This is a genomic window from Streptomyces sp. HP-A2021, from assembly GCF_022807935.1.
GTDB classification, from domain to species: Bacteria; Actinomycetota; Actinomycetes; order Streptomycetales; family Streptomycetaceae; genus Streptomyces; species Streptomyces afghaniensis.
The window spans coordinates 53,052-65,934 of the sequence record NZ_CP094344.1 but is presented as its reverse complement, the minus strand read 5'-3'; the positions used below and the strand labels follow the sequence as shown (position 1 = coordinate 65,934).

Here is a 12,883-nt window from a genome sequence, read left to right as displayed (position 1 = left end):
GTACACCGGACCAGCCGCCCCGTCAGCGAATGCGGGGCAGGGCCGTGTCCGGATGTGCGGCGTGCACGTACTTCACCGCGATGTTGGGGTGGATGCCAAAGAGACGGACGAGGTGCACGGGATCGGCGGTCTCTAGTGCCTCATACAGGATGCGGTCGGCCCACACCTGCCGGGGCAGCAGTCCGACCTGGTCGAAGGCAGCCCGCAGGGCACAGTAGCTGAGCTGTGGCGATGCTGGATGCCGATAGGAGTGGGTGGTGATGATCAGGTGCGGGTTACTGGCCTGGGGCCAGCGGCGTCTGCGTTCGCGCAGCCAGTCGGCCACGAGGTGGGCGCTCAGGTCGTCGAGATAGACGGTGTGGGTGTGCTAGACGCGGTGCACCGCCAGCGTCCGCCGGACCAAGTCGGCATCGGCCAGGTCGAGGCGGGCGACCTCCACGGCGCGAACGGCATGGATAGCGACCAGGCCGACGATGAGCCGGGAGGCAGGCCCGTCCAGCCGGTCCAGCGCCCCTGCCAGCCGGTCGCTGGACGGCGGCAGCGGCAGGTGGACTCCGGCGGACGCCTGTATCCCAGCGGTGGGATTGCGGAAGATCAGCTGCTCCTGCTTCAGGGCCCGGAAGATACTGCGCAGCACGCTGAGCAGCCCGCGAGCCACATTGCCCTGGTGCCGGGCCAGTTCGGCCCGGACGTCGTCGGCGGTGAGCTGCCGCAGATCCTCCCCGGCAGCGGCCCAAGACGTAAGGGCGGGCCAGGCGATGCACAGATAGTGGCGGATACGCCGGTAGTGCGCCGGAGGATGCTCGAACCGGCCGCAGCCCCGCATGACCCGTACCCAGGCGCGCAGCTGGTCGGCCATCGGTTCGGGTAGCTGCGCGATTCGCCCGGACAGGGCCCGTTCGTCGTGCCGGTCCCGTTGCTCGGCCCCCAGACACTGTCCGGCGGGCGGACCCGCCGGCGGGCGGACCCGGCCGGCGGGTCCGCCTACGCCTCGGGCAGCGCCCTCCCTACAGAGCGGACGAGACGATGACCGCGGTGAGAGCGGCGACCGTGGTGCGGATCGCGTCTCCGAGTGCCGCGGCCGTGCCTTGTCCCTCGGCGATCGCGGCCAGACGGTACTCGGGTGCCTCCGCCCCGGCGCCCTGCGGCATGACGGCCTGGAGGCCCGCGTGGTGAAGCACGGTGATCAGCGCCGCCGTGCGCTCATCGGGGTCCTGGCCCTGCGTGAGGACGGCTGCCAGCCGTCCGCGCAGCGCCACGAGTTCCGACAGGCCCGTGACCGGGTACTTCACCGATCCGAAGGCGCCGAGGACCCGTCGTCCCTGCTCCCGCACCAGTCTCTTCTCCGACAGCCCCTTGTACGCCGTGTCGAGTGCCTGCTCGCGTACGGCCAGCAGCCACTCGCGGGGCGTCTCCTCGGGATGGCTCTGCATGCGCTCGGCCATGGCCGCGGCCGCCGGATCCACTGGCGTCGACGCTTCAGCGACGACGAGTGCGCCGTCACGCTCCGTCAGGTACCCGGAAAGGCTCAGCTCCAGCAAGGCGGCCGCCGACACCGCCAGTGACACCCGCAGCGGCGCTTCGCGCAGGGTGCCGGTCTCTTCGTCCAGTGCGAGCAGCACAATCTGCTCGCCGATCGTCAGATCCTCAGTCACGGGATCCCCCTCTCGAGAGGAGGACGAGCCACAGGAAACTGGGGTTCCCGGCACGCGTCGGCGAAGTCAGGTTCGAGCGCGAAGTGCGGACTGTGCCGCGCGTATCGCCGTCAGTGCTGTCTCGCCTGCAGCGGCGAGGGTGTCGATGAGCCGGGAGGCCGTGGGGTCGGACGCCACCGGGCCGAAGACGGCCGGCTCGGTCCGCAGCATGGCCAGGCAGTCCCCGCCGAGCCCGACCGCCAGCGCAAGATCCAGAAGGATCTTGCCTGGATCATGGACAGCCCGCGGCTTGCTCCAGGGCGCCAACGCCACCGAAATCGCCCCGTCCAGCCCGGTTTTGCGGACGGTCTCGACCAGCAGCACCGCCCCGGCCTGGAGACCGCCCCGCTGCCACCGCCCTCGACGCGGACACGCGGGTACAAGCCGATACGCATGCTCACCTGGAGAGTGCTTCTTTCCGTGCAGCCAACAGGACCCTAGATAAGTCCTATCGTGGCAGGTCAGGAGCACTCTCCGCTTATTTGATCAAGGCATGGACGAGCGAGCTCGTGAAAGCGCGAGGCTAGCGTCCCGCGGGCTAGAAGCGGCGGGCGTCGGCGATCCATCGCCCCAGCGGGAAGGCAACGAGGGAGGCCGGCCACCCTTCGGTTTCCGCCTCCGGTTCGTTCTTGCCGGGTACGCGGTAGGTGAACGGCACGCGCAGGTCGCCGTGGAGTCGGTGGTAGATGGCGGAGGCCTCCACGCCCCGACGCCAGTGCTCGTGCTCAGGGTTGAGGACCCGCAGATTGATGAACGCGGCCAGCTGCGCGGGGTCACGCGGGGCGGAGAACTTCAGCAGCTCTCTGGCCGGCACCGACAGTCGGTCGCTTCGGTCGCTCTCGGCTCCCTCGCCCTGCTGGTCTGCGTTACGGCTCTGTACGCGCCGTGAACGGCTTCGCCCCTGAGGCTCGGCGAGCTGCTCCACGATGCGGGCGTCGTGCGCCCTGAGCGCTTCCAGCAGCTTCGCCAGTCCGCCGAATGCCCGGGAGGTGAGCATGCTGTCAGCCGTCTCCCCGGGCCCGAGCAGCACGGGCACGACCAGCGACGCCATCTTGCCCTCACCAGGCTGCATCCGCAGCGCGCGGCCCACGGCCTGGACCAGGTCAGGCATCGAGCCGCGCACGTCGGCCCAGTACACGGAGTCACAGTTTCGGGTGCCGATTATCTGGAGGTGCTGGCAGCGCGAGGCACGTTTGGCCGGGAGGGGATGGGGTGATCGATGTCCGGTCTGATGCTGTTGCGCGGACTGTTGAGGACATGTGGTCTTCGCCCGGCGCGGCCCACGCCCGCGTTACTGTTCGAGCCGCGGGAACGTGACGGCCACCGCGTCCTCATCGCGTTCGGCCGCCCGGCGCTGCGGGAGCTGCACGCTGAGGCCCGGCTGCTCGCTACTCTCCGGCGGACTGGTCTGGCCTATTGGGCCGCCTCACAGGCGGCAGCATGTCGAGCCTCGAGGCGCGAGCTTATCGAAGCCGAGCCTGACCGTTTTTCACTTCCCTCCTATACACCCGAGCTGAACCCGACCGAGGGCTTGTGAGCTCATCTGAAGAACAGTCTGGACAACCTCGTCCCTTGCACCATTGATGAACTGACCGCCCCCACTCGCCTGAAACACAAGCAGTACGAGCCTGGCCTGCTCGACAGCTCATCGCCGAGACCGGACTTCATCCCAGCTCCGACATGACGTCACCCCGAACCCGAAGTACCTGTGGCTGCTAGACGCGGGTAGTTGCGTACCACCGTCGCGTCGCGGTAGGGCTCCAGTCGTCGTTCGAAGTCCCGCACGTACTCCACCGCCCGCACCGAGCGCATCTCCGCGGCCTGGCCCGCGGCCTCCGCGGCCAGTTGGCAGGCCTGGTCGAGTTCGCCGAGGCCGAGGCGGGCGGTGGCGAGGACGACGCGGCAGAACAGGCGGCTGCGGGCGTAGGACGGGGCACGGAGCTGGAGTGAGCGTTCCGCGTGCTGGGCGGCGGCGCGGAACTGCTGGAGGTCCCGGTGGCAGTGCCCGAACTCGTCGGCGAGCTGCGCCTCGTCGAAGAACTTGGCCCAGTGGGGGACGTCGTCCCCGGACCGGGCCGTCTCCAGGGCGCGCTCGGCGCGGACCAGTGCGGCGGTGCAGGCCCGCACCTCGCCGAGCACGCCGTGCCCGCGTGCCTCGGAGGCGTGCAGCAGCGCCTGTACGACCGGCGGGGCCGAGGTGCCGACGCCCTGCTGCGCCACCCGCGCGAGCTGCACCGCCTCCCGCCCGTGCCCTAGGTAGACGGCCTGCCGGCTCATGGTGACCAGCACGTACGCCCCGTACGTCCGGTCCCCGGCCGCCTGGGCGAGGCGGAGCGCCTGCACGAAGTAGCGCTGGGCGAGTCCGTGCGCGGCGATGTCGTACGACGTCCAGCCCGCGAGCCGGGTCAGGTCGGCGGCGGCGGCGAACAGCCGGCGGCCGGTCTGCTCGCCGTAGGTGCCGCGCAGCATCGGCTCGACCTCATGCCTGAGATAGCGTACGAGCGGCCCTAGAACGTACCCGCCGCCATGCAATTCATCGAGCGTGGTGAAAAGGCTGCTGAACGAGCGCAGAGCAGCGAGGTCACCGGAAGCAATGCGGGTCGAGATACCTTCGCTGTCCGTGAGCCGCTTCTCCTGTGACGGATGGTGCGCCACCTGTGCATCGGCGCGGCCGATCAGCCAGTTCCGGCTCGGCACGACGAGCCCGGCGGGCGTGAAGGCGATCTTGCGCAGCTCGGCGTGGCTGCCGGAGTCCTTGCGCCACAGGCCGCTGACAATGTCGACGGCCTCCTCGGGGGTCGCGGCGAACTCCAGCCCCGCGTAGACGGGCGCACAGGCGTCCAGGCCGAGATCCTGAGCGGAGAGACGGCGGCCCAGGCGCCGGGTGAAGACCTCGGCGATCAGGGCGGGTACGATGCCTCTGGGCTGCTGGCCGCGCAGCCACCGGGTAACCGACGTCTCGTTGTAGCGCAGATCAAGACCGTGCTCAAGGCCAAGTTGGTTGATCCGGCGGGCGAGTCCCGCGTGAGAGAACTGTGCCTCCCTTATGAAGTCAGCCAGATGCGCGTTGGGGGCGACGGTTCGCCTCTTCTGCCTGCCTGCGCTTCTGCGTTCGGTGGCTTTCCTGTTGGGCAGGCCCTTTGAGCCGAGCCTTGTCAGATCGGCCTCGGCGCCGGGGACGCCACTCTTAGCAGCGTCCTTCAAGTATTGGCGGGCCGACGCATAATCGCCCTGCTCAAGGCACTCATGGCCTCGCGCGTATGCCTGGTGCCCCGACTCGGCGGCCTCGACGCTGGCCTGCAGCTGGTCTTTCTCCTCGGCACTACGCCGTTCCAGACGCCTCATCACCGCAGCGAAGCCCTCCGCTTTCGCAGCCGCGGGCAAGCTGATGCGCTTCTCCAGCCCACTCTCCTCTTCCTCGTGGGTCACCGGTGCACCTCCTTCGCCGCGGCGGTGGTCCTATAGGCGTCCATACACGGTGACTCCCGCAGTGCCTTCAGTGCCAGCTTTAGGATCTTCTTCATGCTGTCGAAACCGACTCCAAGAACGTCGGCACACTCCTGCACCGAGAGTTCGGCCAAGTACTTCAAGTACAGGGCTTGTCGCTGGCGTTCAGGCAACTCAGCCAGCCCCTGCTGAATGTCGAGGCGCAACTCTATGATCTCAAAGTCTCGGCTCCCGCTCGCTGTGGCGGTGAGAACCGCTTTGAAGATGCGCCCTTCAGCGTCGGATGTCACTGTGCTGCGGCGATAGTGGTCGACCAGACGGCACTGCGCGACCCGGTAAAGCACTGCCACCGGCTGGGGGTGTTCGGCATGACCGGGCCACCATGCGAAGAACTCCTCGAAAATCCGGCTGGCCACATCTTCAGCATCGTCCCGGCCGATCCGGCGGGCCAGGAAGGTTAAGAGCCGCTCGATCTGCGCATCGTAAAACGAGGCCAGCATCGCCTCATTGACCACGGGAACATCAGTGCTTGGCCCGGAGCCTTCACGATCTTGCAGGCTCACCGGCGCCGCCTTGCGGCCGCTGTCCGCCCTCCAACAGACTGCCGAGAAGCTGCCGGACCGCGCGCCGCATCGCCGGTACGGACCGTCCCTGTCAGCGACCAAGTACCAGCCGGTCCGCCGTGGTGTACCTGGACCTCCCGCTCGCCGAAAGCGACCTCAACCACCATCTTGGCCAACATTTCCTGCTCATGCTCTCGCCGCCGCTCACGGGCCAGTTCTACCCGCCGCCACTCACGCGCCACCACCCCGGCCAGCATGACCACAGCGATCACAACCCCCTCAAGCACCGGCATGCCCCGCACCTCCTCAATACCCCATCTCCGGCCCGAACGCGCCCGTCACTCTCTTAGTCGAGCGAGCCACCTCAAACGGGTACCGGTTCTTCCAAGAATCTTCAGCCGGTGTCTTACATGCCCTGGGCTGCGTCGCCCGGTCCTGAACACCCTTGGCCTGAGAAGACCAGCGCAGGTGGCGACGAGCGCGAAGAAGACGACAGCGCGCTGCGCACCACCGCCCTGAAGGTTGGTGAGGATCTACGCATCGAGAACCTGTGGGCGCGGGCGACCATGGCCAACAGCCGGGCGACTGGCGCCGCGACCTGCTGGACGACTTCGCCGATCCCGACCGGAGCTCCGCCGTGCTCGCCAGCATCCACGTGCTGGGTGAGGGCACGAATTACCCGTAGGTGCACGGGCTTGTGTGGTGTGTTCGGTGTGTTCCCACCTGGTCGTGTGGTCGCGGTTCGGAAGGGGCTCCGGTCCTCGGCGGGGCTTGGTCGCGGCTGCGGTATCTGGCGTGCTGAGGTCAACGTCGAAGACGTGCGCACGGGCCGGAAGATCGGCGGTATCAATTACATGGTCATCGGCTACTCCTTCTCGGCCCGCGACTCCAAGAGTTGGGCCTACCAGGTGAGGCTGCTGGAGACGAAGCGGTGGGGGCGGGGGGGGGGTGAACGGCACCAAGGCGTCCGGGAGCGCTTCCTGCATCGGCAAGTGCAAGGTTGCGAAGAAGAGCTTCCCGGGCCAGACGATCTCCAAGAGTGCCGAGCCCTACGGACAGTTCTTCATGGACACCACGATCAACACCGGTGCCTCCAAGCAGCGGGGAACGGGCCGGAGCGTCGCCTCTTGGACGTTCAGCAACCGGGAGTGGGTTGCGCCGTCGGAGCCGACGAAGCTGTCCACCGTGGAGGTCCGCTGTGACAACGCGCTGCCCGGTGCTCCCCGCCAGATCGGCTGCATCACCCTGCAGGCCGTGCCGGTGATCAGCTACAGCCAGACCGGCCCGTGGCCCGAAGTCGCCAAGCACATCAAGGACGCCCAGGCCACCGGGCTGCCGGGCAAGTACGGCACGACGAACTTCCTGACATCGTGGAGGCCCGCGTCTGTCAACTGCGCCTGCGAAGTGCTGCTGCGTGCAAGCGAATCACTGGTCCGGGCGTGTTCTCCGTTGCTCGATCGGCCGCTTCGTCGCCGCATCAACCTGCTCAGGAACGCCCACATCGGGCAGGGGGAAAGCGGAGGAGTTACTCTCTGCCTCGCAGGTGTTCGACGGCCGCGCGTGCCGTGGCACCGATGACCGCGTCGGCGCGGGGCAGCCGGCGGTCGGCTCGGGCGGCCTGGGTGAAGACGACGGCCGTGTACGCGCGGCCGTCGGCCAGCTCGACGACCCCGGCCTCGTGCCGCATGACGCCGAACGTCCCGGTCTTCCCGGATACCGCCACCTCGTCGTAGGGGAAGCCCGCCGAGAGCCGGTGTTGCCAGGGCTGGAGTCCCATCGTCCGGCGGATGAAGGCACAGTTGTCCGGGGAGGCGGCCTCGTTCGTCCAGATGGCGTGCAGCAGGCGAGCTATCTCAGTGGGGGTGGTGGAGGTCGCCCATGCGGGGTCGTAGACGCTGGGCGGCACCGCCCGGTCGTTGTCGGCGATCCGCGCCATCGCCGCGTCCAAGGACTCAGCGCCTGTCTCCGCCAGCAGTCGGGCCAGGGTGCCCGCGGCACCGTCGTTGAGCTGGGTGCGAAAAAGGCCGAGGGCCTGGCAGGTGTCGTCGAATGCCGCTGCACCCACGTGGTGGAGTACCGCGTCGGCTGCCGCGTTGTCGGAGATGCTCATCATCATGACGACCAGGTCGCGCAGGGACATCGAGACCTCGTCGCTAAGTTGCGAGATGCCGGTGGGGCCAGGCAGCCGGTCCTGGGGCGGCAGGGTGACCCGTTGCCGGGGGTCGAGCACGCCGGCGTCCACCTGGCGGCAGTAGGCCACTGCGAGCGGCATCTTGTAGACCGAGCCCATCAGCACGGCCTCGTCGGCGTCGACCGTCACCGCCGCCGTGGGCCGGTGCAGTTCAGCCACATGGAGCCAGCCGCGCACCCCTGCGTCGTCGAACATCTCGCGCAGGGTCCGCTCGATGCCCCTGTCGGGGAGCGCCGCGCTCACCGGGCCTTCTCCCCACCCGGCTGGTGCACCGATGCCAGCACGCCGACCAGTGCTTCGGCCGCTTCGTCCGCGTGCGCCGCGGCGAGCCGCCGCGCGTCCCACACCACCCGCAGTCGCAGTGGAAGCGCCGGGTCGGTGGTCGGCCGCCGGGCGACGCCGTCGGCCGTGAGCGTCTCGTCGGCCGTGACAAGCACGGCCTGGCCAGCGGCAACGAGAGCCAGCCCGGCGCGTTCATCCGAGACCACCACAGTCTCCACCCGCCGCCCCCGACCCGCGAGCGTGTCCAGGAACAGGTCGTGCGCCGCCGGCGCTTCCGCGCGCGGCCGGACTGCGTGCGGCAAGAGCCGCCCCGCCCGCGCGCCGCCTACACGCCGGTCCGGCTCGCTCGTGGCATCGTGCGGGTTGTGCGGCGAGGTCCCTCCGGCAGCCGCTCTGCCCTGTGAGGACCGCCCGGTCAGGGCGTCACCCGTGTCGTCCGGTGTCAGCAGCCACGTCGGCAGCAGAGTCACCGGGCCCGCGGCCAGACCATGGAGCACGGCGGGGTGGCGGACGACGGCCAGGTCGAGTCGTCCCGCGGAGACGTCCGTCAGTAGCGTGGCCGTCGGTGCTGTCACCACCGAGACCCGGCCCCGGACCCCGGCGCGCACGGGTGCGGCGGCGACGGACGCGCCGAGCCGGGGCGGCATTTCGGGCGGCAGGCCGAGCCGGAGACGCTGCCCGTCCGCCTCCTCCCGGGCACCTGCCTCCCGCAGTTCGGCCAGCGCGATGAGGGCCCGGCGAGCGTGCGGGAGCAGCAGTGCACCCTCCTCGGTGAGGGAGACCCCACGCTCCCGGTCGAACAACCGCACCCCTAGCAGCGCCTCCAGGCGTCGCAGCCCCTGAGAGAGGGGCGGCTGGGTAATGCCCACGCGCTGTGCGGCGTCGCCGAAATGCCCTTCCTCGGCGATGGCGACGAAGATTTCCAGGTGCCGCTCCGTCAGCATGCGCCCCCCATGGTCTGCGGCGATACGCCGAACGAATCGGCATGCGGTCGAGAGTGTATTCGACACAGGGCGGTTGCCGAGGTTTGACTCCATTTCCCCAGGCCCGGGTCACGAGCAGCAGTTGAAGCCCCACGAGCGAAGGAGTACCGCCATGTCCTCTCAGCAGCCCGCAGCCGCCCCGCGCCGTCCGAGCCGTCGCAGTGTGCTGCGGACGAGCATGGCCGCCGGGGCCGTGGGCGTCACGGGAGGGTTCGCGACCACCACAGCCGCAGCGCCCCGCGGCCGTTCCGCGCGAGACAGTGCCGACTGGGGGCGCAGCGGTGTCCGGCTGCGCTGGCTCGGTGTCGCGGGCTGGGAGCTGAGCTTCGACGGGCACCGGTTGCTGATCGACCCGTATCTCACCCGGCAGCCCTACAAGGGCCCGGACGGCAAAGGTGACATGACGCGGGAGCTCGAGGTGAACCACCGGATCATCGACTGGGTGTTGGATGCACACCTGACCGGGACACCGGAATTCATCTTGCTGACCCACGGTCACTGGGACCACCTCGCCGACGTGCCGTATCTCCTGGACCATCCGGCCTGGCGGGACAAGGAGATCAACGTCCTGGGCACCGAGACGCATCTGCACCTGCTGACCGCTATGGGCGTTCCCGGCAAGGGACGCAAGCACCGTCCGGTGGTGGTCTCAGGGGGCGAGGTGTTGCGCTACCCCCTCCAGTCGTCCGGCAAGCGGTCCCGCCCGCACTACACCGTCGAGGTGGTGCGCAGTCTGCACAGCCAGCTCGGCGGCTACGGCTTCGACCCGTACGGCACCTTGACCGCGCCCCCTTCCCGACCCCGGACGCTGGGCGATCTGGTGGAGGGCGGCACGCTGGGCTACCAGGTGACGGTGGGCGACCGGCTGAGCGTGATGTTCCTGAGCGGTACTGCCAACTTTGCTGCCCGTGAAGTCTCCGGCGCAACGCCGGACGTCCTGGTGCTGGGCGCCAGCGGACACGCCGCCGTGCACAACTACTTCGAGCGCGCAATCAGCACCCTGGGCCACCCCCGCGTCGTCGTACCGAGCCACCACGACGACCTGGTCACGGCGCTCGACGACCCCGCCCTGCACGACACGGTGAACCGCGGCGTGGTCGACCAGCTCCAGCAGGTGGTCGGGGCCGGCGGCCGCGTCGTGGACCCCCGCCACCTGGAACCGTTCGAACTCTGAGGCCCCAGCCACTCGGGCGCCCGCTGCCGCAGCAGGCCCACGCCCAGACCCAGGCGAAGGACACCGAGCAGCACCATCCTTGGTGGTGATCACTTGGCGCCGAAAGAGCTCGAAGTGGCGTACTCCAGCCCGGGACTTGCCGGCGTATCCGCGGCCTTTCCGGCCTGTGCACGCCTGTGTCCCGGACGTGTGAAGTCGGCCTCGTTCCCGAGAACTTCCAGTCCTCCCGGAAAGAGCACGAGCGATGAACAAACTCCTGCGACGCACAGCCGTTTTATGCGGTGTCCTGGTGCTGGCCCTGCTGGCACGGGCGACGTGGTTACAGTTCGTCCAGGCGGACGCGTCGGCCGACGACCCGCGCAATCGCCCCGGTGCAGATGGCGGCCTTCGCCAAGCCGCGCGGTGACATCATCGTCGGCGGTACGCCGATCACTGCCTCCCGCGAGATCCCCGGTTCGGATTTGGCTTACCAGCGCGTCTACCGGGACGGTCCGATGTATGCCCCGGTCACCGGTTGTCTCTCCCAGGCTCAGGGCGCCACATTCCTCGAGGGCGTCCACGGCGACCTGCTCAGCGGCGAGGACGTCAGGCTGACGAGCAACCCGCTGGACGCGCTGACGGGCAGGAAACCGCGCGGTGGTGACGTGGTCACCACCATCGACCCGATCTCCCGCTCGGAGATCGCGGGCGGCCGACTGGGCGCCCCCATCGCCAAGTCCGTCTTCCAGGCCGTACTCGACCGCTGCCTCGTACGCCTCACCACTGTGCCGGGACAGCATCCCGGTGCTCCCCGGCCCCTGGCCGAGAAAGGACGAACAGTGACGCGCAAATCTACGGACGCGCAGCCACCGGAGCAGACCTCGGCCGATCCCGCGCCCGACGACGGATTGCAAGGGCCGGAGGAGCACACAGCCGGGGAGGCAGAGGCCGCCGAGGTTCATGAATCGGAAGCCGCCGACGCGGGCGAGCCAGAGGTCGCCGACCTTCCTGGGGCGGTACCGGACGACGCTGGGGAGTCGGAGCCCGCGGAGGTTCTTGAGTCGGAACCGGACGACACCCTTGAACCTGAAGCCGTCGACCCTCAGCAGCCGGAACCGCGCTGCGGCCAGCGGCTGGAGGAGGGCGTAGCGCAGGAGCCCGCGGAGGACACCGCCGCCTCGGCAGCGGTGCGGGAAGCCGCGGCTCCGAGCCTTCCAAAGTCCCGCAGGATGAAGACCGGGGCGGCGGTCGTGCTCGCGCTGTGCCTGGTCCTGGTGCTGGTCCAGACGGCGCGGCCGCTACCCGCCCCGGTACTGCGGCTGAATGCGGCGCACACCACCTACACGCTTGCTGGGCACTTCACGGTGCCGTGGCCGCAGGAGGGCCAAGCTGCCGTCAAGCTACCGGGCACGGGCACCGTCGGCACCTACGGGAAGCAGAAACCTGTGCCAACCGCCAGCGTCGCCAAGGTGATGACGGCCTACGTCCTCCTTCAGGAGCGTCCGCTGAAGAAGGACGACAAGGGCCCGATGATCGAGGTCGACGCCAGGACGGTAAAGGAGGGCAAATCCAAACACGAGTCGCGCATCGAAGGGCTGACGGTAGGCCAGAAGTTCAGCCAGCAAGACATGCTGAAGATGTTGATGATTCCTTCGGGCAACAACATCGCCCGCCTGCTGGCCCGCTGGGTCACCGACAGCCGTACCGAGACCGCCTTCGTGCGGAAGATGAACGATGCCGCCCGGAAGCTGGGCATGAAGGACACCACCTACACCGACCCCAGCGGTCTGGATGCCGGCACCGTGAGCACCGCCGTCGACCAGCTGAAGCTTGCGGAGGCTGTCATGAAGTTCGACGCCTTCCGCGCGGTCGTCGCGTTACCCAGTGCGGAAGTGGACGCTATCGGCGAACCCTTGATCAACAACATGGACAGGCTGCTGATGTCCGACCTGAGTATCAGAGGCATCAAGACCGGCTCCAATACACCGGCCGGCGGCACCTTGGTGTGGGCCGCCTACAAGACCGTTGGTGACAGGACCCCGCTGATTCTCGGCACGATGCTGGACCAGCATGCCGAGGGACCCGACCCGAACGGGGCCAACAGCCTCATCCTCGTCCAGGACAACAGCAAGAAGATCGTGCAGGCGGTCCGGGAGGCGCTCACTTCCTCCACGGCTGTCCGCAAGGGCCAGGTAGTTGGTCATCTCGATGACGGGCTCGGCGGGCACACCTCGCTGGTCGCGGCCGAGGATTTCATCGTCGTCGGGGTACCGGGTCAGCGTGTCGACATGAAGATCACCCCGTCTCCTACGGCGCTCCCGCACACCGCGAAAGCCGGTACCAGGGTCGGGTTCCTGACCACGGGCAGTGGCTGGGACGGGGAGAGGGCCCCGGTGATCCTGCGGAACAACCTGTCGAGGCCGTCTTTGCTGGCCAAGCTGACCCGGTGGGACTAGCTCGATTTTTAACCTGGGGTCTCGGAGGATGTTTGGGTCTTCCCCCTGAGACCGCGTTTGCGATCTTTGTAGATGGCGCTGTGACTTTGCGCTCAGCCGGGGGATGAGTCCGAC

Annotated in this window: 10 protein-coding genes and 2 pseudogenes; 3 read left to right on the top strand and 9 right to left on the bottom strand. The window is 68.6% G+C overall.

Translation table 11 applies throughout. The features are described 5' to 3' along the window. Positions 1–22: 22 nt before the first annotated feature. The 7 genes and pseudogenes from MQE23_RS00380 to MQE23_RS00350 form a co-directional block, all read right to left on the bottom strand. On the bottom strand, positions 23–325 hold the full coding sequence (locus tag MQE23_RS00380) for a hypothetical protein (protein ID WP_243377809.1): 303 nt from the start codon (positions 323–325) through the stop codon (positions 23–25). Positions 326–367: 42 nt separating this feature from the next. Then, the gene (locus MQE23_RS00375; protein ID WP_243377808.1) at positions 368–859 is read right to left on the bottom strand and encodes a hypothetical protein; all 492 of its coding nucleotides are present in this window, start codon (positions 857–859) and stop codon (positions 368–370) included. Between the two features lie 148 nt (positions 860–1,007). Continuing rightward, on the bottom strand, positions 1,008–1,655 hold the full coding sequence (locus MQE23_RS00370) for a GPP34 family phosphoprotein (RefSeq protein ID WP_243377807.1): 648 nt from the start codon (positions 1,653–1,655) through the stop codon (positions 1,008–1,010). Between the two features lie 72 nt (positions 1,656–1,727). Then, positions 1,728–2,095, bottom strand: a pseudogene (locus tag MQE23_RS00365) (transposase); the annotation flags it as partial. Between the two features lie 123 nt (positions 2,096–2,218). Continuing rightward, positions 2,219–2,865: pseudogene (locus MQE23_RS00360) on the bottom strand (helicase); the annotation flags it as partial. Between the two features lie 515 nt (positions 2,866–3,380). Next, the gene (locus MQE23_RS00355) at positions 3,381–5,123 is read right to left on the bottom strand and encodes a regulator (RefSeq protein ID WP_243377806.1); all 1,743 of its coding nucleotides are present in this window, start codon (positions 5,121–5,123) and stop codon (positions 3,381–3,383) included. Then, positions 5,120–5,704 (bottom strand): sigma-70 family RNA polymerase sigma factor, encoded by a 585-nt coding sequence (locus tag MQE23_RS00350; RefSeq protein WP_243377805.1) that lies wholly within the window; start codon positions 5,702–5,704, stop codon positions 5,120–5,122. Before MQE23_RS00350 ends, MQE23_RS00355 begins: the two co-directional genes overlap by 4 nt. A 948-nt stretch (positions 5,705–6,652) precedes the next feature. Here MQE23_RS00350 and MQE23_RS00345 point away from each other — a divergent pair. Then, positions 6,653–7,282 (top strand): hypothetical protein, encoded by a 630-nt coding sequence (locus tag MQE23_RS00345; protein ID WP_243377804.1) that lies wholly within the window; start codon positions 6,653–6,655, stop codon positions 7,280–7,282. Here MQE23_RS00345 and MQE23_RS00340 read toward each other — a convergent pair. Next, positions 7,230–8,138, bottom strand: a complete 909-nt coding sequence (locus tag MQE23_RS00340; protein ID WP_347710119.1) for a serine hydrolase — start codon at positions 8,136–8,138, stop codon at positions 7,230–7,232. The two genes, MQE23_RS00345 and MQE23_RS00340, sit on opposite strands and share 53 nt — an antisense overlap. Further along, positions 8,135–9,121, bottom strand: coding sequence for a LysR family transcriptional regulator (locus MQE23_RS00335; protein WP_243377803.1), 987 nt, complete (start codon positions 9,119–9,121; stop codon positions 8,135–8,137). Before MQE23_RS00335 ends, MQE23_RS00340 begins: the two co-directional genes overlap by 4 nt. A gap of 151 nt (positions 9,122–9,272) precedes the next feature. Between MQE23_RS00335 and MQE23_RS00330 the strand changes: the two genes are divergently transcribed. Further along, positions 9,273–10,334, top strand: coding sequence for an MBL fold metallo-hydrolase (locus tag MQE23_RS00330; protein ID WP_243377802.1), 1,062 nt, complete (start codon positions 9,273–9,275; stop codon positions 10,332–10,334). A gap of 377 nt (positions 10,335–10,711) precedes the next feature. Continuing rightward, the gene (locus tag MQE23_RS00325; protein ID WP_243382405.1) at positions 10,712–12,769 is read left to right on the top strand and encodes a serine hydrolase; all 2,058 of its coding nucleotides are present in this window, start codon (positions 10,712–10,714) and stop codon (positions 12,767–12,769) included. Positions 12,770–12,883 lie beyond the last annotated feature (114 nt).

What these genes read in the sequence shown, in the direction of transcription:
- MQE23_RS00375 (WP_243377808.1), bottom strand. Translation starts at nt 859, where the DNA reads ATGGCCGACCAGCTGCGCGCCTGGGTACGGGTCATGCGGGGCTGCGGC.
- MQE23_RS00335 (WP_243377803.1), bottom strand. Translation starts at nt 9,121, where the DNA reads ATGCTGACGGAGCGGCACCTGGAAATCTTCGTCGCCATCGCCGAGGAA.
- MQE23_RS00330 (WP_243377802.1), top strand. Translation starts at nt 9,273, where the DNA reads ATGTCCTCTCAGCAGCCCGCAGCCGCCCCGCGCCGTCCGAGCCGTCGC.
- MQE23_RS00325 (WP_243382405.1), top strand. Translation starts at nt 10,712, where the DNA reads ATGGCGGCCTTCGCCAAGCCGCGCGGTGACATCATCGTCGGCGGTACG.